This is a genomic window from Pseudarthrobacter sp. TAF60_1 (assembly GCF_052113505.1).
In the GTDB taxonomy this organism is placed as follows: domain Bacteria; phylum Actinomycetota; class Actinomycetes; order Actinomycetales; family Micrococcaceae; genus Arthrobacter.
Genome location: NZ_JBFRDI010000001.1, coordinates 388340 through 414097, shown reverse-complemented (window position 1 = coordinate 414097; position 25758 = coordinate 388340). Strand labels below are relative to the sequence as shown.

The 25758-nt window shown below is 66.4% G+C and carries 22 protein-coding genes; 13 read left to right on the top strand and 9 right to left on the bottom strand.

The window, feature by feature from the left end; all coding sequences use genetic code 11:
• Window positions 1–50: 50 nt before the first annotated feature.
• From AB4Y73_RS02040 to AB4Y73_RS02025, 4 genes are all read left to right on the top strand, one after another.
• On the top strand, window positions 51–2219 hold the full coding sequence (locus AB4Y73_RS02040) for a S1 family peptidase (protein WP_441867858.1): 2169 nt from the start codon (window positions 51–53) through the stop codon (window positions 2217–2219).
• A gap of 90 nt (window positions 2220–2309) precedes the next feature.
• Window positions 2310–3392 carry a permease gene (locus AB4Y73_RS02035; protein ID WP_441867856.1) on the top strand — a complete coding sequence of 361 codons (1083 nt, stop codon included), beginning with the start codon at window positions 2310–2312 and terminating at the stop codon, window positions 3390–3392.
• A 25-nt stretch (window positions 3393–3417) separates the two neighbouring features.
• Window positions 3418–4137 (top strand): TIGR03943 family putative permease subunit, encoded by a 720-nt coding sequence (locus tag AB4Y73_RS02030; protein ID WP_441867950.1) that lies wholly within the window; start codon window positions 3418–3420, stop codon window positions 4135–4137.
• Between the two features lie 100 nt (window positions 4138–4237).
• The gene (locus AB4Y73_RS02025; RefSeq protein ID WP_441867854.1) at window positions 4238–4645 is read left to right on the top strand and encodes a VOC family protein; all 408 of its coding nucleotides are present in this window, start codon (window positions 4238–4240) and stop codon (window positions 4643–4645) included.
• 53 nt (window positions 4646–4698) lie between these two features.
• Here AB4Y73_RS02025 and AB4Y73_RS02020 read toward each other — a convergent pair whose 3' ends face one another.
• Both AB4Y73_RS02020 and AB4Y73_RS02015 read right to left on the bottom strand, forming a co-directional pair.
• A complete protein-coding gene (locus AB4Y73_RS02020) occupies window positions 4699–4986 on the bottom strand; it encodes a hypothetical protein (protein ID WP_441867852.1) in 288 nt (95 codons plus the stop codon).
• A gap of 120 nt (window positions 4987–5106) precedes the next feature.
• The gene (locus tag AB4Y73_RS02015; RefSeq protein WP_441867850.1) at window positions 5107–6459 is read right to left on the bottom strand and encodes an MFS transporter; all 1353 of its coding nucleotides are present in this window, start codon (window positions 6457–6459) and stop codon (window positions 5107–5109) included.
• Window positions 6460–6769: 310 nt separating this feature from the next.
• On the opposite strand from AB4Y73_RS02015, the gene pta reads away from it, so the two are divergent.
• The 4 genes from pta (at window position 6770) to AB4Y73_RS01995 (ending at window position 12846) form a co-directional block, all read left to right on the top strand.
• Entirely contained in the window at window positions 6770–8896 is a 2127-nt protein-coding gene (pta, locus tag AB4Y73_RS02010; protein ID WP_441867848.1) for a phosphate acetyltransferase, read from the top strand.
• Window positions 8897–8990: 94 nt separating this feature from the next.
• Window positions 8991–11753 carry a LuxR C-terminal-related transcriptional regulator gene (locus AB4Y73_RS02005; RefSeq protein WP_441867846.1) on the top strand — a complete coding sequence of 921 codons (2763 nt, stop codon included), beginning with the start codon at window positions 8991–8993 and terminating at the stop codon, window positions 11751–11753.
• A gap of 123 nt (window positions 11754–11876) precedes the next feature.
• Entirely contained in the window at window positions 11877–12566 is a 690-nt protein-coding gene (locus tag AB4Y73_RS02000; protein WP_441867844.1) for a hypothetical protein, read from the top strand.
• A 31-nt stretch (window positions 12567–12597) separates the two neighbouring features.
• Window positions 12598–12846, top strand: coding sequence for a hypothetical protein (locus tag AB4Y73_RS01995; RefSeq protein WP_441867842.1), 249 nt, complete (start codon window positions 12598–12600; stop codon window positions 12844–12846).
• On the opposite strand, the gene AB4Y73_RS01990 is transcribed toward AB4Y73_RS01995, so the two are convergent.
• Window positions 12843–13112, bottom strand: a complete 270-nt coding sequence (locus AB4Y73_RS01990; RefSeq protein WP_441867840.1) for a hypothetical protein — start codon at window positions 13110–13112, stop codon at window positions 12843–12845. The genes AB4Y73_RS01995 and AB4Y73_RS01990 overlap by 4 nt on opposite strands.
• Window positions 13113–13257: 145 nt before the next feature.
• On the opposite strand from AB4Y73_RS01990, the gene AB4Y73_RS01985 reads away from it, so the two are divergent.
• From AB4Y73_RS01985 to AB4Y73_RS01970, 4 genes are all read left to right on the top strand, one after another.
• Complete coding sequence (locus AB4Y73_RS01985; RefSeq protein WP_441867838.1) at window positions 13258–13701, top strand: hypothetical protein; 444 nt, start codon at window positions 13258–13260, stop codon at window positions 13699–13701.
• Window positions 13698–14003, top strand: a complete 306-nt coding sequence (locus AB4Y73_RS01980; protein WP_441867836.1) for a winged helix-turn-helix domain-containing protein — start codon at window positions 13698–13700, stop codon at window positions 14001–14003. Before AB4Y73_RS01985 ends, AB4Y73_RS01980 begins: the two co-directional genes overlap by 4 nt.
• An 84-nt stretch (window positions 14004–14087) precedes the next feature.
• Window positions 14088–15248 carry an acetate kinase gene (locus tag AB4Y73_RS01975; protein ID WP_441867834.1) on the top strand — a complete coding sequence of 387 codons (1161 nt, stop codon included), beginning with the start codon at window positions 14088–14090 and terminating at the stop codon, window positions 15246–15248.
• A 116-nt stretch (window positions 15249–15364) separates the two neighbouring features.
• Entirely contained in the window at window positions 15365–16495 is a 1131-nt protein-coding gene (locus AB4Y73_RS01970) for a metallophosphoesterase family protein (RefSeq protein ID WP_441867832.1), read from the top strand.
• A gap of 57 nt (window positions 16496–16552) precedes the next feature.
• Here the strand turns inward: AB4Y73_RS01970 and AB4Y73_RS01965 are convergent, their stop codons facing one another.
• From AB4Y73_RS01965 to AB4Y73_RS01950, 4 genes are all read right to left on the bottom strand, one after another.
• Entirely contained in the window at window positions 16553–16915 is a 363-nt protein-coding gene (locus AB4Y73_RS01965) for a hypothetical protein (protein WP_441867830.1), read from the bottom strand.
• Between the two features lie 13 nt (window positions 16916–16928).
• Entirely contained in the window at window positions 16929–18905 is a 1977-nt protein-coding gene (locus AB4Y73_RS01960) for an amino acid transporter (protein WP_441867828.1), read from the bottom strand.
• Between the two features lie 102 nt (window positions 18906–19007).
• Window positions 19008–19691 (bottom strand): response regulator, encoded by a 684-nt coding sequence (locus AB4Y73_RS01955; protein ID WP_441867826.1) that lies wholly within the window; start codon window positions 19689–19691, stop codon window positions 19008–19010.
• On the bottom strand, window positions 19688–21328 hold the full coding sequence (locus tag AB4Y73_RS01950) for a sensor histidine kinase (protein WP_441867824.1): 1641 nt from the start codon (window positions 21326–21328) through the stop codon (window positions 19688–19690). The genes AB4Y73_RS01955 and AB4Y73_RS01950 overlap by 4 nt, the downstream gene beginning before the upstream one ends.
• Window positions 21329–21386: 58 nt before the next feature.
• Between AB4Y73_RS01950 and AB4Y73_RS01945 the strand changes: the two genes are divergently transcribed.
• Entirely contained in the window at window positions 21387–21938 is a 552-nt protein-coding gene (locus AB4Y73_RS01945; protein ID WP_441867822.1) for a GNAT family N-acetyltransferase, read from the top strand.
• A 16-nt stretch (window positions 21939–21954) separates the two neighbouring features.
• On the opposite strand, the gene AB4Y73_RS01940 is transcribed toward AB4Y73_RS01945, so the two are convergent.
• Both AB4Y73_RS01940 and AB4Y73_RS01935 read right to left on the bottom strand, forming a co-directional pair.
• Window positions 21955–23157: an NAD(P)/FAD-dependent oxidoreductase gene (locus AB4Y73_RS01940; protein ID WP_441867820.1), complete on the bottom strand. Its 1203-nt coding sequence runs from the start codon at window positions 23155–23157 to the stop codon at window positions 21955–21957.
• 126 nt (window positions 23158–23283) lie between these two features.
• Window positions 23284–25758, bottom strand: coding sequence for a hypothetical protein (locus AB4Y73_RS01935; RefSeq protein WP_441867818.1), 2475 nt, complete (start codon window positions 25756–25758; stop codon window positions 23284–23286).

Sequence of the window (25758 nt, the reverse complement as noted above, 5' to 3'; positions counted from 1 at the left end):
CTTCCGTGCGGAACGGACGTATTAGCAGGACGAGCGGAACGGCTACCCGAATGAAACGAATTTCTGCCGCAGGAACAATCGCAGGCATGGCTCTGGTGTTGGGATTCGGTGTTGTCCCGGCGGTGGCCGCCCCGGGCGCCAACGATTCGGCAGCAGCTTCCTCTCCCTCATCCGGGCCGTCGGAATCGGGCCTTTCGGAAGCCGTGCTTCGTGATCTGGGCATGAGCCTGGCGGAATTCAACGCCGCCGGGGAACTTGGCCGGCGTGCAGCCGACGCCCTCGACGCCCTGCAGGCGGTTCCCGGCTTTGTGGGCGTCAGCCTGAAGAACGGCGAGATCCTCATCCAAGGTGCGGGCCCGGCCCTCCACGCCAAAGTGGATGAGCTCAACCAACCTGGCCCGGCACACTTTGTGCTGACGCCATCCATGGCTGCACGGCCGGCACAGTCCTCCCGAACGCCCGAATCCACGGCTGTATCGGCCGCCCCCGTGCCAAGTGCCACCCCCGCCGCAGTTCAGCCGGATCCGGCTCCTTCTGCACCGGAGCTGGTGGCGCAAAATATTGATCAGCTGTTCCAGGCCTACGTCAGGGAGGTTGGAACCCGGGGCCTTCAGGCCGTTGCCTACACTGACGGGCACTTTGTGATCCGCACCGGTTCCGTGAATACTGCGGAATCCGATGCCCCCGTCACCGGGGGCGGACAGCCCTCCCCGCCGGGGACCACACCTGCACCGGCCACCGCCGGCAAGCTGACCCCTGCGCAGTTTGTGTCCCGCTACGCGAATGTGCAGCTGGAGAAGGGCGCAGCCGTCAAAACCGAGGACGATATTTTCGGCGGCCAGGGATATTTTGTCGACAGCATGGTCAGGTGCTCGACCGGCTTCAGCGCGTTTGGGCCCACAGGACTTCCACTGGTACTTACCGCCGGGCATTGCACCCAGGACGGTTCGGCCAAGGCTGCCGGCCTTGAGCCGCTCAGCTGGGCACCGGCCAGCGGGAGTCCTTCGCCCACCCCGTGGCCGCTGCCTCCGCTGGCCCCACTCGGCAACTTCGGGTTCAGCCAGTTCGGTGGGCCCAACAATGCCGCGGCAACGGCAGATGGATCTCCAGTGGGCACCGACATTGCGGTCATCAAGGACATCGCCCCCGGCCTCAATCTCGAGCCGGCCGCCACCACCTGGGGAGATGCCAAAACTCCGGACCCCGTCAAGATTGTGGGGACCAAAGCCCCGGTGCAGGGCGATCCCGTGTGCCGGTCGGGACGGACGACAGGGTGGAAGTGCGGCTTTATTGATTCCATTGCCATCCTGATGATGCCCGGGTCAAAGAGTATGCCGCCGAATTACGACAACGACCTGCGTCCTGTGCGCGCCTTCGACTCAACATCCGTCACGTCCGCGGGCGGTGATTCAGGCGGCCCCTGGATCAGCGGCAACTACGCGGTGGGCACGCACACCGGAGCGGAAATTCTCAACGGCGTTCAGACGCGGGCCATTGCCGCCACCCTCGAGAACTCTCTCGCCAGCATCCCCGGGGGAGTCCAGCTGCAACTCTTCCTCAACAAGCCCACCGTGACCGCGCCCGCCCCCGGTGCAACGTTCGACGCCGGCCAGACCGTCACAGGCATGGTTGCCGCCGCGCCGGCCTCCGCAGTCGCGGCCGGCTCAAAGGTCAAGGTAACGCTGGCAGGAGACGCGCCCTTCGAAGTGCCGGTGCACGCCGACGGGACGTGGTCGTTTACTGCGCCTGCCGGCGACGGGCCCCTGCGTTTTACGGCCGAAACGGTCAACGGATTCAGTGCATCCGGAGCCGTGGCGTTCGATTTCGCCGCGGCTACTCCGGTGTCGGCTGCGCCTCCGCCTCCGGCCGCCCCACCCGTTGTCGACGCGGCGGTCGGTGTGCCGCCGGTTGTCGACGCGCCGGTGATTGTGCCGCCGGTTGTCGAGGCGCCGGTGGTTGTGCCGCCGGTTGTCGACGCGCCGGTGGTTGTCCCGCCGGCCGCAACCCCGGCTGTGGCGCCTGCCGCGAACGGTGCGCCGACCCCCGCAGCCGGCACCGCCGTCGTCGTACGTCCGCTGGGAGATGAACGCCCCGCAACCCTGGCCAGCACCGGCGCGTCCGGGCTCTTCCTGGCGGGCGGCCTCGCGGCCGCAGCGCTCGCCGTCGGAGGCGTGCTGCTCGTGGTGCTCCGGAGGCGGAAGGGCCAGCGGCCCAACTGACAGGCGCTACCCGGGTTCGATGACCGCGCCCGGGGGAGCGCGGGGCGCCTCACCCTTGCCTACCGGCGACCCGGCCACTAACCTCGCTGCATGGGGCAACCGGCGCCGGGGTCAGAGAACGTGCCGGTGGCCGCCGCGCCGGCCTGGGACCCGGAACGGCTGGCCGACAGGGAGAAACGCCGCGCTGCTGGATACCGGCGGCTTAATCTCGTCCTTGCCATCGGCGTAATCGTTGCCATCGCCCTTCTCTTCCGGACGCTGGCCCCCTCAGCGACGGCCGGGATCGAGGGCGCTGCGCGGGACTTCTTCACGCTCGCGATCAGCGTGATCGTCGAGTCGCTGCCCTTTGTGTTTCTGGGCATCCTGGTCTCGATCCTCGTGCAGGTATGGCTGCCACCGGATTTTATGTTCCGCTGGCTCCCGTCCCGCCCGCTCCCGAGGCGTATGGTTCTTTCGCTGCTGGGGATGCTGATGCCCGTGTGTGAGTGCGGGAACGTACCCACGACGCGCGGGCTAATGCTGAAGGGGCTGGGCGTCGGCGAGTCCATGACGTTCCTCTTCGCAGCCCCCATCCTGAACCCCATCACCATCATCACCACGCAGCAGGCGTTTGGCTGGGACAGCGGCATTCTCGTGTGGCGGATCGCGGGCGGATTTATGATCGCCAACCTCATCGGTTGGCTCTACAGCCGCAACCGCGAGCCCCACCGCCTGCTGACGCCGCGGTTCGAAGCGGCCTGCAACGCGGACGACCATCATCACTCACCACACGGAAAATTGCGTCAAAGCGTCGAGCTGTTCCAGCGCGAAGCCAACGCCATGATGCCGGCCCTGTTCATCGGCGCCGGCCTGGCCGGGCTCATCCAGGTCGGCGTGCCGCGCAATATTCTGGTGGCACTCGGCAGCGATCCGCTGTGGTCGGTGCTCGCCCTGATGGTGTTGGCCTTCATCGTCTCCCTCTGTTCCACCGTTGACGCGTTCTTCATCCTCTCCTTCGGGGCCACCTTCCTGCCGGGGTCGATTGTGGCGTTCCTGGTGTTCGGCCCGATGATCGACGTGAAGATGCTTGCCTTGCTGCGAACCACCTTCACGGCCAGAACGCTCCTGCATCTGACCGGACTCATCTCGTTATGCGCTGCGGTGCTCGGATGGGGGGTCAACCTTGCTTCTTAGAGGGTTTGTGGGGCGGCACGGGGTGATGTTGAGCCTGATCGGCACCGCCGCCACGCTGTGGCTGGCCCTCACCGGCAAGCTCGAGCTGTACATCCACCCGCGCTACGTTCCGTTCACCGTGTCCATGGCCCTGATCGCCGCGGCGGTATCAATTGCGGGCTTCGTCATGCGTCAGGAGGATAGCGAAGATCCGCACGGACACCCCGATGCGGAGCCACCGAAGACCGGGCGGCTGCGCGCAGCGGGCAGCCTCCTCATCGTGACCGCCGCCGTTCTGGGCCTACTGATTTTGCCGCCGTCCCCATTGACGGCTGAGGCTGCCAACCAACGGGACCTGAATCACTCCGGCACGTTGAGCCGGCACCAGACCACTGACCTCCTACAGAACGACCCCGGCGACTTCACTGTGAGGGACTGGGCCTCGCTGCTCCGCTACAGCCCCGGTGAGGACTACTTCGCCGACAAGACGCCCACAATCACCGGATTCATCACCGCCGACCCGAAGGACGCGACAAACGTCTTTTACGTCACCCGTTTTGTGGTCAGCTGCTGCACCGTTGACGCCCAGCCGGTAGGAGTCCCAGTGCGACAAGCCGGCTGGCAAAAGCAGTACAAGCAAGGGAACTGGATCACCGCTACCGGCGGATTCGGACGCAACCCGAACCAAGACAGCACCAATGCCATCCTCATGACGGACCCCCAGATCACTCCTACCACCGAACCGCAACGCCCCTACCTCCACTAGCCCTCGACATAGCCACCCGCCGGAAGCAAAGGTGACAGCGCACGGTCCGAAGCTTTTGAGGGCGGCCAGGCGTAAGCTTTCCCCCGTAGGAGGTGGCGAAATGAACCTAGCCCTGAACACAGCCACAACCATCCTGCCGGTTGATGACGTGGCGCGCGCCCACAGTTTCTATACTGAAAAATTGGGCCTCCCGCTCCGCAGAACGACTGAGGATGGAAGCGAGTTACTCGGTGCCGACGGCGGCCCGATGCTGCAGCTGAAGCCAGTCTCGGATGGAAAGCATTCCGAGCACACCGCCCTCAGTTTCGAGGTGCGCGATATTGAACGGACCGTCCAGGACATGGAGGCCAGAGGCGTCCGGTTCCAGGATTACGACTTGCCCCATCTGAGGACCGAAAACCATATCTGCACCACGGACTCCGAGAAGTGCGCCTGGTTTATGGACACGGAGCACAACATACTCTGCGTCCATGAAACCTTGGAAGCCCAGGCTGATTACCAGCTTTGAGATGGCCCGCTAACACGGCCCGCTGGCAACACAGGCTGCTGAAGCAGACGTCCTCAGGCTTCCGCGCCGCCGTGGAGGCCGTCGTCGCTGCTGTCATCCGACGGGCCGGTGCCGGTGTCGGTCAGGTCCATGTTCCCGCGCGCTTCCTCCATGGTGGGCCCGCCGCGCGGCACGCTGTAGGTGTCCGGGCGGATGCCGTGCAGCTGTTCCTCGATCAGCGCCTGCTCTTCGCTGAACCGGATGACGTTGGCCTCGTCACCGACGTCGCCGGGGCTGTCCTCCCGGAGGGTGGAGGGGTCGGGAACGATGAATCCGGGGTCCGGCTCTTTGTGATGGCTCATGGCAGGCCTTCCTTCGTTTGCGGCTGATTCTGTCCTTCCACCGTAGCCGCACGAGCTCGGGGACAAAACAAAAGCGGTGGACCACCTGGGGTGGTCCACCGCTTTTGTAACGGAGTGCAGTTAGCTGGCGTTTTCTTCCAGCGTGAGGTCTCGGTCCTTGGTCTCGGGGGCCTTGATCGCCTGGAACAGGGAGATGCCCACGATGATCATCATGTAGACGGCGATGGGCCAGTAGGAGTTGGTCATCCAGGCCAGCAGAGCCGAGCAGATGATGGGTGCGATGCCGCCGCCGAAGATGGCGGAGAACTCGCGGGCGATGGCCACACCGGCGTAGCGGTACTTGGAGCCGAACAGCTCGGCATACATGGCGGACTGCGCCGCGATGCCGCCCTCAACGGCGAACGTGAAGCCGACGGCGTAGACGAGGGCGATCAGCCAGACGTTGCCCGTGCTGCTGAGCCAGAACGCCGGGAACGAGAACAGGAACAGGAACGCGAGGATGACGACGTTCACGGGCTTGCGTCCCCAGCGGTCGGTGGCGCGTCCCGCGATCAGTGCCGCGGGGATGGCGAACAGGCCGCCCATAGCCAGCATCTGGGGGATCAGTGACTTCTCGACGCTGACAACGGAGATCAGGAAGGTGCCCAGGAACGCCTGGTAAATGTAGGAGTGGGCGTGCGTGCCCATGTTGATGAGGAAGACCTGGCGCAGCGGCCGGCGGCCCTTCTTGAGTACCTCGGAGACCGGCGAAGCGGCCTCGACGTGCTCCTTCTTCAGCTCGGCGAAGACGGGGGATTCCTTCATGTTGCGGCGGATCAGGTACGCCGCAATGGTCACCAGCGCGCTGGAGAGGAACACCAGGCGCCAGCCCCAGGACTCGAGGTCTTCACGCGGCAGCAGCTGGACCAGGATCCACGCGCCGGAACCAAAAACGGAGCCGACGGCGGCACCCGCCCAGACGAGCGAGGTCATGGCACCGCGTTTGCCCTTGGGGGCAAACTCGGCGAGCAGCACCACGGCGCTGGCCATTTCGGCGCCGGCGCCGAAGCCCTGGATAAAGCGCAGCACTGTCAGCAGGATGGGGGCGAGGATGCCCACGGATTCGTAGGTGGGCAGCAGGCCCATGGCGAAGGTGGCGGTTCCCATCAGTGCCAGCGTTGCCACGAGGACGAACTTGCGCCCGATCTTGTCGCCGTAGCGGGAGAAGAACAGACCGCCCATGGGCCGAGCGATGAAGCCAACTGCGTACGCGCCGAAGCTGGCGATGAAGCCGACTGCAGGGGAGACGTTGGGGAAGAACAGGGTGTTGAAGATGATGGCAGTGCCAACGCCGTAGACAACCATGTCGTAGTTTTCCAGGACGGTGCCGATGAAACCGGCCCAGCCGGCGCGGCGCAGTTCGGTCTTATTGACGGCGGCAGGGTGAAGCGCACCGTGTGTCTGTGTGCCCGTAGGCGAGGGGGTTTGCGTCATTGCTTTTCCTGTTCTGAGACGGCGCCCACAGCTCCGTCGACGCGGTACTACCGTAGCGGAGGAAACAACTTTTGGCAATCGGTTGCCTCAAGTTGGCAATAAGTTGCCACGCGCTCCACCCGCCGCGACGCTCTCTCACTTAATGGGTGCTTTTTTGAAGCGCTCTCTCACTTTCCTCAAGAAAGTGAGAGAGCATCCCGAGAAAATCCACATTAAGTGAGAGAGGGTCCGTGCTGGAGGGATTGACCTGCGCCGACCCGGGAGGTGCAAGGATGGTTGGTACCTGCACCAGCACAGCAAAGGGCGGACCATGGCCAAAGGCATTTACGTCAGCGCAACCACTCCGGGCTCAGGCAAATCGCTTGTGGCCCTGGGCCTCGCGGACACACTTCACCGGCACGCGGACCGGATCGGTTTCTTCAAGCCGGTGGTCCACGGCCCGGACGCCGCGGATGACCCCATGGTGGCACTGATGAAGGCGCGTTTCGGGCTCGACGACGACCGGTGCCGCGGGGGCCTGACGTCCGGCGAAGTGCGTGCCCTCCTGGCGGACGGAAAACGGGCCGAGATCGACTCCCGCTGCGTGGAGATCTTCGCCGACATCGCCAAGGACTGCGACGTGGTGATCGTGGAGGGGACGGACCTGACCGGCCAGGACGCCGCCGTCGAGTTCGATCTCAACGCCCGGCTGGCCAACAACCTGGCCGCCCCCGTGGTGGCCGTGGTGGGCGCGAAGGGTCTCAGCGTGGCGGAGGCGGCGGCCGCCGTCGAAGTTGCCCGCAAGGAGCTGATCGCGGAGAAGTGCGCGCTGCTGGCCATCATGGTGAACCGCGCCGATCCGGAGCTGGTGGACAGGATCGCGGCCGAGGTGAGGGTAGGCGCTTCGGGCCGGCCGGTGTACGTGCTGCCTGAGCTTGAGGAGATCGCCCGGCCCACCACCGGCGAGGTGGCCACGGCACTGGGCGTGCGGCAGATCGCCGGCCGCGCGGACATGGAACGCGACGTGAGGGACATCAAGGTGGCGGCCATGAACGTGGGCAACTTCCTGAATGTCCTGGAAGAGGGCGCCCTGGTCATCGTCCCGGGGGACCGCGCGGACGTGATGGTGGCCTGCCTGGCGTCGTCGTTCTCACCCGAATTTCCGGTGCCTTCTGCGCTGATCCTCACCGGCGGCCTGGCGCCGGACGCCAATATTTACCCGCTTCTGGCGCAGGCGCCCTTCCCCGTGTTTTCCGCCGGCGAGGACACTTACATGACGGCCAAGCGCGTCTCCGAGGTCAGGAGCGAGATCTGGTCCGGGCACCGCCGGAAGGTGGCCTCCGCCCTGGGCCTCTGGTCCAAGCGCGTGGACGAGACCGAACTGGTGGAACGCCTGCACCTGCCCCGCCTGGAGCGCATGACCCCGCTGCGGTTCCTGCACGACCTCATCGAGCGGGCCCGCGCGCAGCGCCGGCACGTGGTGCTGCCGGAGGGCACGGACGTACGGATCCTGCGCGCCGCGGAAATCCTGCACCGCCGTGATGTCTGCGACCTGACCCTCCTGGGGCCTGAACCGGACGTCCGGGAGCTGGCCGCGGCCAACGGGATCGACCTGTCAGGGATCAACATCGTGGACCCGGCCACCTCGGAGCTGCGCCAAAAATTCGCCGAGGAGTACGCCAGGCTGCGGGCGCACAAGGGCGTGGACCTGGCCAAGGCGCTGGAAACCATGCAGGACGGCAGCTACTTCGGCACCATGATGGTTCAGCTGGGCGTGGTGGACGGCATGGTCTCCGGCGCCGCGCACACCACCGCGCACACCATCCGGCCCGCGCTGGAGTTCGTGAAAACCCGCGACGGCGTAAAAATCGTCTCCTCGGTTTTCCTGATGCTCATGCCGGACCGCGTGCTGGTGTACGGCGACTGCGCCGTGAACCCGGACCCCAACGTCGAGCAGCTGGCGGACATCGCACTCGCCTCCGCGGAGACCGCCGCGCAGTTCGGCGTGGAGCCCCGGGTGGCCATGCTGTCCTACTCCACCGGCGGCTCCGGCTCGGGCGAGGCCGTGGACGAAGTCCGGCAGGCCACCGAACTGGTCCGTAAGCGCCGCCCGGATCTCGCCGTCGAAGGTCCCATCCAGTACGACGCCGCCGTGGATGCCTCCATCGCGGAGTCGAAAATGCCGGGCTCGTCCGTGGCAGGCCAGGCCACCGTGTTCATCTTCCCGGACCTGAACACCGGCAACAACACGTACAAGGCGGTGCAGCAGAGCTCGGGAGCGGTCGCCGTCGGGCCCGTCCTGCAGGGGCTCCGCAAGCCGGTCAACGACCTCTCCCGCGGCTGCACCGTGGAGGACATCGTGAACACGGTGGCCATCACGGCCATCCAGGCGCAGGTGCCGGCGGACAGCAACGCGGGGTCACTTAAAGTCCCTTCCGGAGGTAACTTTGGGCGTTAAGTGACCCCGCGTTGGGATTAGGGGTTTCCAAACTCAAACGTTCGACGGCGGCACCTGGCCGGGTGCCGCCGTCGCCTAGGTAGAACGGGACCGCATGAAGCGTTCGTTGATTGCCACGAAGCTTTATGTCCCCGCGCCGCGTCGGGGATTTGTGGCTCGCCCGCGGCTTCGGGAGAAGCTGCGGGTCGGCGCGGAGTCCGGGCTGACGCTGGTGTCCGCCCCCGCGGGGTTCGGGAAGACTGCACTCCTCGCGGACTGGTTGGGTGCGGCGGGCGGGGACGGCAGCGTTGCCTGGCTCTCCCTGGAACCGGCGGACAGCGAGCCGGCCTCATTCTGGAGTTATGTTGTCACGTCCTTGCAGACCGCGGTGCCCGGCGTCGGAACCGGGGCGCTTGAGCTTCTCGGGTCCTCGCCGTCGGCAACCGAGCTGATCCTCACCTCCCTCGTGAACGACCTCGCGGAGGTGGCCCGGGACGTGTGGCTGGTGCTGGACGACTATCACGCGGTGGACAGCCAGGCAGTTCGTACCGGCATGACCTACTTCGTGGAGCACCTTCCGCCGCAGGTGCACGTGGTGCTGAGCACCCGGTCCGACCCCGATCTTCCCCTGTCCCGTTGGCGGGTGCGGGGCGACCTGACGGAGATCCGTGCTGCCGACCTGCGGTTTACCCCGGACGAGACCGCGGCGTACCTCAATGATGTTGGGGGACTGGATCTGGCCGCCGAGCAGGTGTCCAGGCTGGCACAACGGACCGAGGGATGGATTGCCGCGCTCCAGCTGGCCGCGCTTTCGCTCAGGGATCGCGACGACGCCGCCGGTTTCATCGAGAGCTTCGCCGGAAACGACCGGTACATCGTGGACTACCTGGTAGAGGAGGTCCTGGAGCACCAGCCGGAGGCCGTCCGCAGATTCCTGCTGGACACTGCTGTCCTGGGCAGGCTCACGGGACCGCTGTGTGACGCGGTGACGGGCCGCGATGACGGAAGCGCCACGCTAGTGGCCCTGGAACGCGCCAACCTTTTTGTGATTCCGCTGGACGACCGGCGCGAGTGGTTCCGCTACCACCACCTTTTCGCTGACGTGCTGCGTGGACGGCTGCTCAGCGAGGAGCCCGCCCGGATTCCCCTGCTGCATCAGCGCGCCAGCCGCTGGTATGAGTCACAGGGACACGTTGAGGACGCCGTCCGGCACGCACTCGCCGGCCTGGACTTTGACCGTACGGCGCAGCTGATGGAGCTCGCCGTACCGGTGCTGCGGCGCAGCCGCCAGGACGCCGTGCTGTTCGGGTGGCTGAAGGAGCTGCCGGATGCCGCCATCCGGCGAAGCCCTGCTCTGAGCGTGTATTACGGCGGGATGCTCATGGCGGCCGGCGACCTCACCGGGGTGGAACAGCGGCTCGACGACGCCGACCGTGCGCTGGCGGATGTGGCACCTGCCGGATCCGCGCCTCGGGTTGTTGATAAAGAAGTTCGGATGCTGCCGGCCACCATCGCCATGTACCGGGCGTCCCTCGCGCAGGCCATGGGTGATGTGGCCGGCACCTCGGCCCATGCCCGGAATGCCCTGGCGCTGGCCGGCCCGGACCACCATTTTGCGCGCGGCGCGGCCGGCGCATTCCTGGGGCTTGCCGCGTGGGCGGAAGGCGATGTGGCCCGTGCGCTGGAGACGTTCACGCAGGCTGTTGCGAACCTGCGTTTGGCCGGAAACAAGCTGGACGAGCTCAGCAGCACGGTCATACTTTCCGACATGTGGCAGGCAGCTGGCCGGCCCGGCGAAGCGAAGCGGATCTGCGAGGCCGCGTTGGAACAGGCGGATGGCCGGGGCGAAGCCATGCTGCGGGCGAGCGCCGAGCTGCACGTGGCCCTCAGCGAGCTCTGCCGTCAGTCCGGTGACCTGGGCGGCGCAATCCGGCACCTCGATGCCGCCGCGCCGTTCATCGACAAAGGGCCCATGACCGAAAGCCGCTACCGGTGGTTCGTGGCGAGGGGGCTGGTTGCCCAACACGAGGGGAACCCGGGCAGCGCCATCGGTTACCTGGACCAGGCGGAGCAGCTATTCCGGCCGGGGTTCTTCCCGGCGGTACGCCCCATCCCGGCCATCAAAGCCCGGATCCGGATACGCCAGGGTGACCTGGCCGCGGCCGCAGCCTGGGCGCGCGCGGCTGGCGTTACGGCCGCCGATGACGCCGATTACATGCGGGAGTACAGCCACCTCACCCTGGTCCGTTTGCTGATTGCGCAGCAGCGGGACCACCCTGGTAGCGGCGCCGCCGAGGCTGGCCTTGACCTGCTGGACCGGGTGCTCGCCACCGCCGAGGACTCCGGCCGTGCGGGCAGTGTGGTGGAAATCCGCCTGCTGCAGGCCCTCGCGCATGATGCGCTGGGCCATGACCCGCAGGCCCAGGAGGCGCTAGCTTCCGCGCTGACCGGTTCGCCCGAGCCGGATGGGTATGTGCGGCTGTTCCTGAACGAGGGGCAGCCCCTGCTGGAGCTGCTGCGCGGGGCAGTGCGTGAGGCAGGGAATGATTCAACGCACGACGGCGGTGCTGCCGCCCACGCGCTGCGTTTGCTCGGCCTGGGTGCGCCTCCACAGCCTGCACCCTCACAGCCTGCACCCTCACAGCCGGCACCTTCGCGCCCGGGGGAGCATCCGCCGTCGGACGTTGACCCGCTGAGTGAGCGGGAACTGCAGGTCCTCAGGCTCCTCGACAGTGAGCTGAGCGGCCCGGAGATCGCCCGCGCCCTGTTCATTTCACACAACACGCTGCGCACGCACACCAAACACATCTTCACCAAGCTCGGCGTCACCAGCCGCCGGGCCGCCGTACTCCGTGGGCGGGACGGCGGCCTGCTGTAAGCGGAACCGGTTTCACCCTGACCGTCACATCATGGGGTGACGCGCGCTCACCCCGCCGGTCCCTACCTTGGAGTTAGCCGGCAGCGCCTCCGTTGCCGCAGACCACCATTCAGGGAGCCTGACATGTCCATCACCACCACCAAACTCACCCGCTGGGCCGGCCTGAGCGCGGCCGCCGCGGGCCTGCTGTTCATTGGTGTCCAGATCAACCACCCCCATCTGGACGCAGAATTCGCCACCACCGCGGAGTACACGGTCCGCCAGGGCCTGAAGGTGCTTATGGCCGGCCTGTCACTCATCGGCATCACCGGCATGTACCTGCGCCAGGTTACGCGGGCCGGAGTGCTCGGGCTGGTGGGCTACCTCGTGTTTGGTGCCGGCTACCTCATCATGATCAGCATGGAGGTCATCGGCGCCGTTGTCCTGCCGACCCTCGCCCGCACTGAACCGGGCTACGTCAACGACATTTTTGCCACAGTCATGGGCGACCCCGTGACGGGCGATATCGGCCTGATGTTCGGCCTGAACCTGGCCTCCGCAGTCACGTTCCTCGGCGGCGGCCTCCTCTTCGGCGTCGCGCTGTTCCGGGCAAGGGTGCTCGCCCGTTGGGCCGCGGCGTTGCTCGCCGTGGGTTCAGTGGCGACCCTCGCCCTCCCACTGCTGCCGCAGGTCAATGACAGGCTGTTCGCCGTGCCCATCGGCGTGGCACTGACCGGCCTGGGCTACTCGCTGTGGAGCGGACTGCGCACCACGGCGGCCCGGACCATCCCGGGCGCCGTCGCTTCGCCGGTCCAGCCGGAAGCCGTGAAGTGACAGCCGGGGCGGCGGCCCGTGTGAGGGCATCATGACTGCGCCCCCAAACCGGCAGGTGCCCACCCGATACGACATCCGTATCGGCGGGCACCTGGACCAGCACTGGTCGGCCTGGTTCGACGACCTCGTGGTGACCCCGGAAGCCGACGGCACCACAACGCTGAGTGGGCCCGTGGCTGATCAGGCCGCGCTGCACGGGGTGCTTACGAAGGTCCGTGACCTTGGGCTGGTCCTCATCTCCGTAGAGGCCGTGGACGCCGGCGAGGTTGAACGGCCCTAGCTGTTCTCAGGCTTGGCGACGCTGTCCGGGTCCTCCTGCTTGGCAGGCTCATCGGAGAGGCCTTCGGGCGTCAGGTCCAGGTTTTGCGGATTCTCAGGCTGTTCCGGGGCTTCGCCAACTTCCGCGGCCTTAGGCTTGCCGGTGTCGTCCAGGGCCGGGTTGGCGCCTTCGACGCCGGTGGGGTCCTGCGTTCCGCCGGTGTTGGCGGAATCCGCGGTGTCGGCATCCGGGTTTGAGTTGTCGGGCTGAGTGGTGTCGTTCGGCATGGAAGTCCCTCTCTGCGTAGTGCAACGTGTCTGCCGACTCTATGCAGGCTAGGGCCGCTGACGCAACGGGGAGTGGAAAGTACTTGACGCAATGGAAAGTACTTTCCTACGATGGGTGCATCAGCCGCCAGCGAAAGGCAACACCATGAACGAGGCAACCGGAACCCCCACCCCAGCCGAGGCGCAGGAGCTCCTGGCGAAGGCGCAATCAATCGGTGCCGCCTCCATCAACGCTGTCGCGTGGCCTGTCGCTATGGTCTTTACCAGCCTCGCCATCCTGGGCTCCATGCTGATGATCGGCATGCACATCGTGTCCCACACAGGCTACGGGGCTCCCATCCTGGCAACCGCCGTCGGAATCTGGGCCGCAGTCACAGCGTGCATTTGGCCCATGTTCCAGACGTCCACCAAAGCCGGGTACACCAAGCGCTTCCTGACGTCGTTGATTGCCTACTTCGCCCTGTACGGCATCGCCCTGGGGGCGGGAGTCAGCCTCTTCCGCGACGGCAACCTCTGGTATTACACAAGCGCCGCCGTCGTACTCGCCGGAGTCGGCCTAGCAGGTGCCTTCCGCGAGCTGCGGGCATGAGCACGGCCGCGGATCATCCCCGCCACCGGCTTAACGACCTCATCCACGCACCGGTGCGCTTCTCCATCATGGCCGCCCTCGCCGGCGCCGAATCGATGGATTTCAAGGACCTGCGGGACGCCATCCAGGTCAGCGACTCCGTCCTCAGCAAACAGTTGGCCGTCCTGGAAAAAGCCGCTTACGTGAAGATCAGGAAGAGCTTTGCGGGCAAGATGCCGCGGACCTCGGCGAGCGTGACTCCCGCCGGACGGACAGCCTGGGACGAGCACCTGCAGACCCTGCGGGATATTGCGGGAGGCTGACATCACCATCGGGGGTCCCGTCAAACACGCGCCGGCCCCACCTATAGTGGCAGTAACCACGCCAGCAAGGCTCAGGAGGCCCGCATGCTTGTGCTCGTCATCAATTCCGGCTCGTCCTCGCTCAAGTACCAGGTGCGCGATGTCGCCGCCGGCAGCGTGCTGACCGAGGGGCTGATCGAGAAGATCGGCATGGGCACCGGCGGTGGCGGGGACGGCGAGATTGAGGGCCCCCGGGACCATGCCGAGGCGCTGGAGCAGGTGGATGCGGCCATCCATGCGGAGCTCGGCGACCTGAAACTCGGCGCCGTCGGTCACCGGGTGGTGCACGGCGGGGAGCGGTTCGCCGAACCTGTCCTGATCGACAACGAGATCACCCGCGCCATCGAACGGCTGAACCCGCTGGCCCCGCTGCACAACCCCGCCAACGTGCTGGGCATCCGCGCCATCACCAAGAAATGGCCGGACCTGCCGCAGGTTGCCGTGTTCGACACCGCCTTCCACCGCAGCCTCCCCGAGCACGCCTGGCGCTACGCCGTCCCTGACGAGCTCTACACCAACCACGGAATCCGCCGGTACGGCTTCCACGGCACCTCCCACGAGTACGTGACGCACCAAGCCGCCGCGCTGCTGGACCTGCCGGTCGAAGAGTTCGACGGCGTCATCGCCCACCTCGGGAACGGCGCCTCAGTCACGGCCATCCGGGGCGGCAAATCCGTGGACACGTCCATGGGCTTCACCCCGCTCGAGGGCCTGGTGATGGGCACCCGTTCGGGCGACCTGGACCCGTCCATTCTGGTGTTCCTCGGGCGGGCAGGCTGGACGCCGGAGGACCTTGACACCATGCTCAACCGTGAATCCGGGCTGAAGGGCCTGGCCGGCAACAACGACATGCGCTCCGTGGTGGAGGCCTCCGAGGCGGGCGATGCGAAGGCGGCCATGGCGCTCGCGGTTACGTCCTACCGGCTGGCCAAGTACATCGGCGGCTATCACGTGGCCGTCGGCGGCGCGAAGGCGCTCGTGTTTACCGCGGGCATTGGCGAAAATTCGCACCAGTTCCGCGCGCTGGTAGCGGACAAGCTGGGCGCGCTGGGCATAGAGCTCGACGCCGGCCTGAACGCACAGCGGTCCAAGGAACCGCGCGTGATTTCCACCCCTGAGTCGGCAATTCCTGTTTTGGTGGTGCCCACCGACGAGGAGCGGGCCATCGCGGAGGCGACTGCCGCCGTCGTACACCCAGCTGGCTGAGGACCTCGGGCGCACCGTTCGTTCACTGCCAGTTCCTGGGCCGGATACCTGGCTCCTCTATTGTCGCGGCGGTAAGGCGGCACGAAACGATGCCGCCACAGCAACGAGGGGGAACAGTGACTTCACGCATCAACCAGCCCACACTCAGCAGGCGAGCAGCCCTGGCGGCAGCCGGAACGCTCGGGGCGCTCGGAATTACGGTGTCAGCTGCAGGCGCCGGCAAGGCCGCCCCCGGTGCGAAGGCGCCGAAGCCCACGCTTGCTTTCCGTCCGGACGGCAAGTTCAAGGTGGTGCAGTTCAACGACACCCAGGATGACGAACAGACGGACCGCCGTACCATCGAACTGATGGACCGGACCTTGGATGCGGAGAAGCCGGACTTCGTGGTGATCAACGGCGACGTCATCAACGGCGGATGCGACACGGAACTGGACGTCAAGCAGGCGCTCAACCACGTGGTCAAACCTATGGAGAGCCGTAAGATCCCGTGGGCCGTGACCTTTGGCAACCACGACGAGGATTCGGCGCAGCGGACCGGCATGACCGAGGCCAAGATGCTTCAGTTCCTGCAGAGCTACGCCTACAACGTCAACGCCGACTCGGTGCCCGGCCTGACCGGTACCTCGAACTCGCAGCTGCTGGTCCAGTCCTCACGGTCGAAGGACCCGGCCTTCGGTCTATGGCTCATTGACACCGGCCGGTACGCCCCGGACGCCATCAACGGACAGAATTTCGAAGGCTACCCGGACTGGGACTGGGTACGCATGGACCAGGTCACCTGGTACCGGAACCAGTCCATCGCCACGGAGCAGAAGTACGGAACGAAAATCCCCTCCCTCATGTGGGGCCACATCGCCCTGCACGAGCACCGGAACATGTGGTTCGCCAGCATTGACTCGCGGACCGACGCCGACCACGCACGCGCCGTCGCCAAGCACAGCATCGTCGGCGAGCGCAACGAGGACGAGTGCCCGGGTCCCTTCAACTCCGGCCTGTTCAACGCCTTCCTGGAGCGCGGGGACGTGCGGGGATACTTTGTGGGGCACGATCACGTCAACACGTACGTCGGTGACTACTACGGCGTGCAGCTGGGCTACGGTCCCGGAACGGGTTTTGGCGCGTACGGGCTGGACGGCGCTGAGCGGAACCGCTCCGTGGGGCCCGCGTCTTCGAACTGGACGAGAACCACCCCGGCATCTACAAGGACACCCGGCTCGTCTTCGCGAAGGACTTCGGCATCGACCTGACGGCGAACGATCAGCCGATCGTCCCGGTCCCGTTGGACCCGTCCCAAAGCTGACCCCTCACCCGCCGGGGCGGGGGATGCGGGCGGCCACTTCCGCGGCTTCCTCCAGGCTGAGCGGTGCGTTCTGCAGGAACGCGGCATCCGCGTCGGCACGGAGCACATCTGCGGCAAGGACCCGCACGTGGACGAGTTCGTCGTGGTGCTCGCTGCAGGCCAGGACATCACCGCGGACCAGGGCGCGGCGGGAATGTATGCCGGCCGATTCCTGGAAGATGATCCACCACGGGTCCCCGGCGGCGTCCATGAACAGGATTCCGGTGCGCGGCAAATATGCGGCGCCGTCCACGCCGCGGCCCTGGTAACCCACCACCTCGTGAGCCGGAGCATCGAACCTGACCCCGCCTACGTCACGCCAACTCATGGTGCAGTTCCGTTCAGCCGACGTGGACCCAGGGGCGGTTGGTGACCTCCGGTACGGCCTCCCGCAGGACTTCGCGGGTGACAGGAGCAATTTCACCCTCGCCCAGGAACAGGAACCGCAAGAGATTGGTCACCGGATTCCCTTCAGTCCAGCGGAAGTAGATGTGCGGCATCAGCCCGGTCACGTCCCTGATGTGGAGCAGCACGGAGGCGATGGTGTTCGGGACCACGGGGCCGTGAACTTCCAGGATCCGGTAGCCGTGCCGCTCCACGCCGTGGACCTGCAGCTCGGTCTCGAAGTCGGAGGAGTCGTCCACAATGACTTCCAGGAACAGGGCCTCGTGGTTCAAGGGAAGATGGCTGACTTCGATGGCCGAGGTGAGCTTATCCTCGTACGCCTCAGCGCTGATCCGGAGCGGTTCGTGGGAAATGATGGCCAGCGGCCCTTCCACCACTTCCGACATGAATTCCAGGGCCTGCCGGTCCATGTGGACATGGGTGGCGTGCAGTTCGAAGGAGCGGCGGACGCGGGACAGCAGGGAGATGATGATGATCCCGGCGATAAAGACGGCGGCGATCCGGATGCCTTCCGGGCGTTCAAAGATGTTCGCGATGGTGGTGTAAATGAAAACCACGGCGATGATGCCGAAGCCGACTGTGCGTTTGCGCTGCCGGCTGCGCCGGGCCGAGAGGGTGACCGCCACAGATGCGGAGGTCATCAGCACCAGCACACCGGTGGCGTATGCGCCGCCCTGGGCATCGACGTCCGCCTTGAACAGGAAGGTGATGACGAACCCGATCAGGGTGAACACCAGAACCAGGGGACGCACGGCTTTCGCCCATCCGGGCGCCATGCCGTACCGAGGCAGGTACCGCGGGACCAGGTTCAGCAGCCCTGCCATGGCGGAAGCACCCGCGAACCAGAGGATGGCGATGGTGCTGATGTCGTAGACGGTGCCGAAGCCGACACCGAGGTATTCGTGCGCCAGGAAGGCGAGGGCCCGGCCGTTGGCCTGGCCGCCGGGCTCGAATTCCTGCTGCGGGATCAGCACCACGGTGATGAAGGAGGTGGTGACCAGGAAGGCGCTCATGATTACCGCGGCTGTGGTCAGCAGCCGCCGGGCGCCTTTGATCCGGCCCGCGGGGTTCGCCTCGGTGTCGGTTTCGGCTCCCCGGATCTGCGGCATGACCGCCACTCCGGTTTCAAAACCCGAGAGGCCGAGCGCCAGTTTTGGGAAGACCAGCAGGGCGATTCCGATCACCATGAACGGGTTGCCGTGTGAGGTGGTCAGGGCCTGCCACCAGTCGCCCACGGCAGCGGTGTGGGTGAATACCTCCGCCAGTGTCAGGACAACGACGACGGCGTTCAGCCCCAGATACAGGACCACCAGGACCACGGCGACGCCGATCGCTTCCTTGAACCCGCGCAGGAACACTGCCGCGAGCAGCGCCAGCAGGAACAAGGTGACGGCAATGTTCTGTCCCCCCAGCCAGCCCGGAGCCAGGGGGTTCTGGATCAGGTGGGCCGTGGCATCGGCAGCGGAGAGGGTCATGGTGATCATGAAGTCCGTTGCCGCGAAGCCGAGGAGGACCAGGACGAAGAGTTTGCCGCCCCAGCGGGGCAGGAGCCGCTCCAGCATGGCGATGGAGCCTTCACCGCGGTGGCTTTCCCCGGCCACCCGCCGGTAGACCGGCAACGCTCCGAGCAGTGTCACCAGGACCAGCACGATGGTGGCCAGCGGGGAGATGACGCCTGCTGCCAGGGCGGCGATGGCGGGCTGGTAGCCCAGGGTGGAGAAGTAGTCCACACCGGTCAGGCACATGACCTGCCACCAGGTGTGCTTCTTCTCGTGGGCGGTGGTCACCCCATGCGGACCCTGGTGGGCGCCCTTGCTGTCCTGGAGGCCAAACAGCAGCCAGTTTCGCAGGGCAGTTTTGCCGCGCGGGGGCCGGGCCGACGGGTCGGTGGGGGTCCTGCTCAACGTGGTCATGGAGTCCTTTCCGGGCCGCACACACGCACCCGAGATCACACTCCGAAGCTAACACCGGCGGAAAATGGCGGCCCGCGAAAGAGGAAATTATTGACGAATCATTTACGGCTCGAAGCGGTACCCCATGCCGGCTTCGGTGAGCAGGTGCCTGGGCCGGGCCGGGTCGGCTTCAAGCTTGCGGCGCAACTGGCCCATGTACACCCGCAGGTAGTGGGTTTCGTTGCTGTAACCCGGGCCCCAGATCTTCGCCAGCATCTGCTGCTGCGTGATGAGCCTCCCGGGGTTGCGGACCAGCAACTGCAGGATGGCCCACTCCCGCGGGGTAAGCCGTACCGGGGCTCCGTCGCGGGTCACTTTGTGGCTGGCCAGGTCCACTTGGAAATCCCCGACGTCGATGGTCCCGGGTTGTTCGCCGCCGTCGGAGGAACTGAGCCGGCGTTCAGCCACCCGCAACCGGGCAAGGAGCTCGTCCAGCCCGAACGGCTTGGTCACGTAGTCGTCGGCTCCGGCGTCGAGGGCCCGGACCTTGTCCACGGATCCGTGCCGGGCAGACAGCACAATGATGGGCGTGCTGCTGGTCCGGCGGATCCTGGTAATGACGTCCACTCCGTTGATGTCCGGCAGGCCGAGGTCGAGCACGATGATGTCCGGCCGGCTGTTCTCGGCGTGGTGGAGGGCATCGGCTCCGTCCAGTGCGGTGAGCACGGCGTACCCCTCGGCATGCAGGTTGACCTGCAGCGCCCGCAGGAGCTGGGCTTCATCGTCGACGACGAGGACTGTTCTCATCGCCCGCCCACTCCTGTGGAACGTCCGTCATCGCGGGAATTGCGGTGTCCGGTCTCAGGCCCCGTGGAGAGGGGGAGCCGGATGACCATGGTCAGGCCCCCTCCCGCGGTCGGTTCGGCGGCCAACTGCCCGCCCATTGCCTCGGTGAAACCCTTTGCGACGGCCAGGCCCAGGCCGATTCCCATGCCCTCCGGAGCGTCGTCGAGACGCTGGAAGGGTTCGAACATGCTGATGACATTCGCAGCGGGAACTCCCTGGCCATGATCCACGATCCTCAGTTCGCCGCAGGGGCGTCCGTCGATGGTGGCCATTACAGGGCCGCTGGCGGGACCCACAATGACGACGTCAGAGCCCGGCGCATATTTCAAAGCGTTCTCCGCAATGTTGGCGATGACCCGCTCCAGCATGCCCAGGTCGGCGTCGATGAGGGGCATGTTCGGCGCGAGATCCACCCTGATTCCGCCGGCGGGGATGCCTCGGAGCGCTTCTTCGATGGCATCCCGCCAGGTAATAGGCGCCGTGAGCGGTGCCGCGGATCCGCTCGAAATCCTGGACATGTCGAGAAGGTTGCCCACCAGCGACTCGAGGCGGTCCGAATACGACTCGATGGTCTCAAGCATTTCGGCCTGGACCTCCGCCGGGAGCCGCTTATTCTGCCGCCGCAGGGCCGTGACGGCAAGCTTTATTCCTGCCAGGGGTGTCCGCAGGTCATGGCTGACGGCGCGCAGAATGGACGTCCGGATGCTGTTGCCCTCGGCCAGCTTTGCCGTCTCGCTCAGCTTGAGCTGGAGCGACTGACGTTGGCGCAGCAAGAGGAGATGGGAACCGTAGGCTTTCATCAGCCGCCGGTCTGCCTCGGTCAGGGCCCTCCCGGCGACCACCAGTGCAGTGGCCGGGTCCGCCAGTTCAACAGCGGCGGCGGGGTCATGGGAACCCGGGGGCGGGGGCGGCGCCTGGCCGGAGTATGCCTGCAACGTCCAGCCTCCGCCGGTATCCGCACGCAGGTCGTCCGCAGGCAGGCCGTCCGCAGGCTGGCTGTCCGCACGCTGGCCATCCGCACGCAGGTCGTCCGCAGGCAGGGTATACAGCCCTGCGGATTGGACCTGGAACGTTTTCCGGACCTTGGTCAGGAAAGCCGCCACCGTATCGTCCTCGATCAGCGCATCCCGGGCCAGACCTGCCAGAGTGGCTGCCTCGGACCGTGCACGGGCGGCCTCGCGGGCGCGCCTGGCCGAGAGCCCCACCAGCAGGGACACGGCAATTGCCGAGCCAAGGAAGACCAGCAGCGAGAAAATGTTCTGCGGATCCTTGACGCTGAACGTCCCCACCGGGTCCGTCTCGAAGTAGTTGAGCAGCAGGGAGTCCAGCAGCGTGGCCACCACCGCAGGCCACAGGCCTCCGATGAAAGCCACCGCCATCACCCCCGTGAGATGGACCAGCACGTGCGTGGCCAGGTTGAGGTCCGGTGCAAGGGAAAGCATGAGGGTGGCGAGTGCCGGTAGGAGCACGGCGAGAATGAAGCCGGCCGTTGTCCGGGCGCGGCCGAGTGTCAGCGGTGCCGTTTTGGGCGGGACCGTGAAGGTTTTGCCCACGCCGGGAGCCGCGACCGGAAATATGCGATGAGGTCCCTTTGCCACAGTGACAGTCTGTCAGTTTTGATCGAGCCTGGTTGGAGCATGGCGTAGCCTTCACTTCATGCCGGAAATCACCCTGCCGATCCGCACTGCCCGCTTAACACTGCGCCGTTTCGAGGGCCGCGACCTGGACGCCTTCCACGCCTACCAGTCCCTGCCCGAGACCGCCCGTTTCCTCCCCGGGCCGGCGAAAAGCTATACCAAGTCGATGGAGTCCGTGGGCAAGTACGCCAACTTCAGCTTTGACAAGGAGGGCGATTGGGTCTGCCTGGCCATCGAGGCCGCGGATGGTTCCGGCCTCCTTGGCGAGGTGGTGCTCAAATGGCTGCCGGGCCGCGGACAGGCCGAAGTGGGCTGGAGCCTGGCTCCGGAGGCGCGCGGCAAGGGATACGGCAGCGAAGCGGCGGCGGCAATGCTGGAATTGGGGTTCGGCGAGTTGGGCTTCCAGCGCATCGAGGCGCGGCTTGACGCCCTCAACTCTGCCTCGGCCGCCCTATGCGAACGGCTCGGCATGCGGCTCGAGGCCCGGCACGTGGACAAATGGCACTACAAGGGCGAGTGGGCCACCGAGCTGGTCTATGCGATATTGGCGGATGAATGGCACGCGCGTTGAAGGGGCGCGAAGGCAGTTACGCCCGGCCCTTGAGAATCAGGTTCCAGTAGACCTGCGGGAAGACATCGCGGTCCACCACCCATGACACCCGGCTTTCCTTCCATGTGGGCACCTTGGGGATGGTGGGCATGGGCCGGTAGTCGGCGTCGAACTCGGCGAACACCACGGTTGAGCGGGAGACGGTGAACGGGCACACCGCGTAGCCGTTGTACTTCTGCGTCAGGGGCCTTCCCTTCCGGGCAGCCACGAGGTTCTTGGCCAGGACCTTGGCCTGCTTGCGCAGTGCGCCGCCGCACTTGGAATTGGCGGTTGCGGCGGCGTCCCCCAGGGACCAGACATTGGGGTAGCGGACGTGCCGGAGGGTTTCCGGGTCCACCTGCACGAACCCGCCTTGATTGCCCGGTGCCGGCAGGTCCGTGGCCTTGAGCCAGTCCGGTGCCGTCTGCGGCGGAACCGCGTTGAGGACGTCGTAGCGGATCTCCTCGATGCTACCCGCCGCGTTATCGCGGACCAGCACGGTCCGTCCGAGGGGGTCCACGGCTGTCAGTTCGCTGTTGAGGCGCAGTTCGATACCGTATTCGGCGATCTTCCGGTTCAGTTCGTCATCAACGCCGGGGACGCCAAAAACGGTGGGGTAGGGCTGGACCATGACCACCCGGATGTTGTCGAGGACTTCGTGTTCCTTCCAGAAGTCGCAGGCCAGGTACATGGGTTTCTGGGCGGCACCGGCGCACTTGGCCGGTCCGGACGGCATGGTGAAGACTGCGGTGCCGGACGTGAGGCTGCTCAGCAGGGTCCAGGTTTTGGCGGCGAGATCGAACTCGTAGTGTGAGGAGCCGAAGGGCGAATGGGCCGCCGCTTCGAGGCCCGGGATCTTGTCCCAGTCCAGCTGCAGGCCCGGGCAGACCACCAGGTGGCCGTAGGTGATCTGCTCGCCGGAGTTCAGTGTGACGATGTTGTCTACGGCGTTGATCACCAGGGCTCCGTCCCGGATCCACTCGACGCCCGGGGGAGTGACGGAGGCCTGCGGCCGGATAGCCTCGGCCGCTTTGGCCTTGCCGCCGGCGATGTGGGAAAAGAGCGGCTGGTACAGGTGGTGGTCTTTGGGTTCGACGACGGCGATGTCACGAACGCCGTACCGGTGCAGTCGTGCCGCCAGGGAAATTCCTGCGTTGCCGCCGCCGATGATGAGGACCTCGTGGTGCGTGGCGTCAGACATGTCTGCTCCTTCGGCCCGGGGTGGGAAACAAGCTGCACCCAATAGTAAGCATGGTTAGTATCGCGGGTCACGGGCTGGAGCCCCACCCATTGCTTCGTAACGGCCGTTATGCACCCAAAAGGGACGTTACGGAGCAATCGATGGGGTGGGTTGACCAGCGGCGGGTGACGTTCCGTCACTACCCGTCGTCGGGAGGGCCGGCGCCTCAGCAGTGGCAACGGACGACGGCGGCGTGTCGCCTGGAGCAGGCTGCGTCCCTTGCGCTGTGGGCGGTGGAGCGGGCGGCGCTGTAGCCGCGCTGCCGCCGGTGGGGCGCGGCGCTGGTGCCGTGGAGCCGGGGGAGGGCTGCGTTGTCGAGCCCGGTGTGGGCGTGGGGGTAGCAGTTGCGGTGCCGGCCTTCGTGGCGCTGGGGTCGGCTTTGATGATCGCGGTGATCTGCTCCTTGAACCCGTTCAGCTTGCCTTGGATTTCGGAGAGGGGGACGTTCGCCAGGTGCCGCCCGTAATCCGCGATTTGCTGCCACAGGGCATTCAGCCGGGCCATGCCGTCCTGGCTCAGCGGCCCGTCGAGCGTGAGCACCAGTTGGTTGGCCAGCGCATACGTGAGGCAGCGGACGCAGTTGTAGTTCGCGGCGGCGGACAGGTTTTCCGGCACAATCACATCCGCCTGGCCCACGATCAGCACCACCTGGAAGCCCACGGCCACGGCGGCGCAGTCGGCGCAGCTGGCGAAGGCGTAGGCCCCGTTGCGGGTGTCCACGGGATTGCCGTCATCGGCCCAGACCAGAGCAAAGGCAACGTCGTACACCACGGAACCGTCCGTGGTGTTGACGGCAAGCGCCTGGTTGTTTCCGTCGTCGGGTGCGGCGGGCCGGTCGAAGGGAAACACCCACGAAGGCGGCGCGGCGGTTCCAGCGCCAGCTTCCGGAGCGCTGGCGGCGGCACCCTGGTGCGGCACCAGCACCATGCTCAGTTGGGGCTGTTCCCGCGTGGGCTTCGCAGCGCCCGCGGGCCACAACGCCACAGTCCTCCCGGCCTGGCCCTCCCGCAGGGAAGTACTGGACGAACCGGCCGGGAATACCGCCGTCGTGGCATCAGTCAGGGTTCCGCGTTCGTACGGCTGCACCGGGCGGTAGGTCCCGGAACCGGGCCACCAGGCCCACGCGAGGCCCGCCGCCACGGCCAGGACGGCGGCCATTGCGACGCCGCGCTGCAGCATCTTGCCCCGGGTTTTCTGCCAGAGGCCCGTGACGAGCTGGCGACCCAGGCGCAGCAGGATGTAGAAGATCCCCAAGATCGGCAGCGCAATGCAGAGGATCGCCACCACCCGCACGGCGGCGTCGGCAAAGTCACCCGCCCCGATGCTGCTGACCAGCGCGGCCTGCTGCTTCACTCCGTTGTCCCAGGCGGTTCCGAGGATCCGGGGCAGCGCGATGACCATGGTGACCATGCTGAAAACCAGCAGGGGAACAGTGACAAGCGCCCACACGGTGACTACGGCCCGGGCCCATGGCTTCAGGAGCTCGGCCTCGGGGTCTGTTTTCCGCCAGGGAATCAACGCCAGGAGGGTCGGTTTGATGCGCTGGAACAGGTCGGGGACTCCGATGACGTCGGCGAGGATGTGGTAGCCGTCGAAGCGGACCATGGGCAGCAGTTGCCGGACCATCTGCACGATTTGGGTGACCACCACCAGCAGCAGCGCGTCAAAGCCGGTGGCCCACCAGGTACCCATGATGGCCACGGCCACGATGGCGTTGAAGTACAGGCCGCCCAGGTCGGTGCGGATCCGGCCGGCACGGCCCAGCCGGTAGGAATCGGTGACGTCAGTGTAAAACGCGGGCCACATCAGGTAGAGGCCGGTGCCCATGGCACCCGGCGTTGCGCCGCCGCGGCGGGCAGCGGCGGCGTGTCCGAACTCGTGAAAACCGGCGGAGAGCACAGTGACCATGAGGATCAGCAGCACCAGGCCCGGATTGGCGAATGCCTCATGGGTGGCTGAGGCGAGCCCCTTGACCATCAGCACCCACCAGCAGGTGGCGAGGAATGCCGCCGTCACGGCCACAACTATCAGCGGGTTGAACAGGGCGCCAAACGGTGCGGTGAGCTTTCGCGTGCGTTCCGGATCCGTGACGGAGTAGCGGAACCGCATACCCAGGAGCGGGTTGGCTTTCCTGACTTCCGGCTGGGAGCCGTCTGCCAGCCGCAGCAGGCCGAGGGGTAGCAGCTGGGAGTCGATCAGAGTCCGGACGTTGTCTGCGCTGACCTGCTTGCCGAATTTCCCGCCGGTGAGCTCGGCGATTTCTTCTACGCTGCGGCGGCCGTCCACGGCCTCGAGTACCAGGTAGAGCAGGCGCGTCAGCTGCAGGGTCTGTCCGTCTGCACGCCGGACCAGGGACGGGGCCTGCTTGTAGCCTGAGCCCTTTGTCTCACCGATCAGCTGGACGCCGTCCGCCAGCGCCGGCGGCGGCAGGATGCCCGCGGCAAGGGAGGACGACGCCGTGTGGCCGGCTTCCGCGCCTGCGTCGCCACGTGACGCGGCACCGGCAGGGGACAGGTCCGGAGGGCCGCCCTGCGGGGACGGCCCTCCGTGCATGGTGGTCAT

Excerpts from the sequence above, each read along its gene's own strand:
- AB4Y73_RS01945 (WP_441867822.1), top strand. The coding sequence starts at position 21,387 with ATGCCGGAAATCACCCTGCCGATCCGCACTGCCCGCTTAACACTGCGC.
- AB4Y73_RS02035 (WP_441867856.1), top strand. The coding sequence starts at position 2,310 with ATGGGGCAACCGGCGCCGGGGTCAGAGAACGTGCCGGTGGCCGCCGCG.
- AB4Y73_RS01965 (WP_441867830.1), bottom strand. The coding sequence starts at position 16,915 with ATGAGTTGGCGTGACGTAGGCGGGGTCAGGTTCGATGCTCCGGCTCAC.
- AB4Y73_RS02000 (WP_441867844.1), top strand. The coding sequence starts at position 11,877 with ATGTCCATCACCACCACCAAACTCACCCGCTGGGCCGGCCTGAGCGCG.
- AB4Y73_RS01955 (WP_441867826.1), bottom strand. The coding sequence starts at position 19,691 with ATGAGAACAGTCCTCGTCGTCGACGATGAAGCCCAGCTCCTGCGGGCG.
- AB4Y73_RS02025 (WP_441867854.1), top strand. The coding sequence starts at position 4,238 with ATGAACCTAGCCCTGAACACAGCCACAACCATCCTGCCGGTTGATGAC.
- AB4Y73_RS02040 (WP_441867858.1), top strand. The coding sequence starts at position 51 with ATGAAACGAATTTCTGCCGCAGGAACAATCGCAGGCATGGCTCTGGTG.
- AB4Y73_RS01985 (WP_441867838.1), top strand. The coding sequence starts at position 13,258 with ATGAACGAGGCAACCGGAACCCCCACCCCAGCCGAGGCGCAGGAGCTC.
- AB4Y73_RS01995 (WP_441867842.1), top strand. The coding sequence starts at position 12,598 with ATGACTGCGCCCCCAAACCGGCAGGTGCCCACCCGATACGACATCCGT.
- AB4Y73_RS01975 (WP_441867834.1), top strand. The coding sequence starts at position 14,088 with ATGCTTGTGCTCGTCATCAATTCCGGCTCGTCCTCGCTCAAGTACCAG.
- AB4Y73_RS01990 (WP_441867840.1), bottom strand. The coding sequence starts at position 13,112 with ATGCCGAACGACACCACTCAGCCCGACAACTCAAACCCGGATGCCGAC.
- AB4Y73_RS01940 (WP_441867820.1), bottom strand. The coding sequence starts at position 23,157 with ATGTCTGACGCCACGCACCACGAGGTCCTCATCATCGGCGGCGGCAAC.
- AB4Y73_RS01960 (WP_441867828.1), bottom strand. The coding sequence starts at position 18,905 with ATGACCACGTTGAGCAGGACCCCCACCGACCCGTCGGCCCGGCCCCCG.
- AB4Y73_RS02030 (WP_441867950.1), top strand. The coding sequence starts at position 3,418 with ATGTTGAGCCTGATCGGCACCGCCGCCACGCTGTGGCTGGCCCTCACC.
- AB4Y73_RS02005 (WP_441867846.1), top strand. The coding sequence starts at position 8,991 with ATGAAGCGTTCGTTGATTGCCACGAAGCTTTATGTCCCCGCGCCGCGT.
- AB4Y73_RS01980 (WP_441867836.1), top strand. The coding sequence starts at position 13,698 with ATGAGCACGGCCGCGGATCATCCCCGCCACCGGCTTAACGACCTCATC.
- AB4Y73_RS01935 (WP_441867818.1), bottom strand. The coding sequence starts at position 25,758 with ATGACCACCATGCACGGAGGGCCGTCCCCGCAGGGCGGCCCTCCGGAC.
- AB4Y73_RS02015 (WP_441867850.1), bottom strand. The coding sequence starts at position 6,459 with ATGACGCAAACCCCCTCGCCTACGGGCACACAGACACACGGTGCGCTT.
- AB4Y73_RS02020 (WP_441867852.1), bottom strand. The coding sequence starts at position 4,986 with ATGAGCCATCACAAAGAGCCGGACCCCGGATTCATCGTTCCCGACCCC.
- pta (WP_441867848.1), top strand. The coding sequence starts at position 6,770 with ATGGCCAAAGGCATTTACGTCAGCGCAACCACTCCGGGCTCAGGCAAA.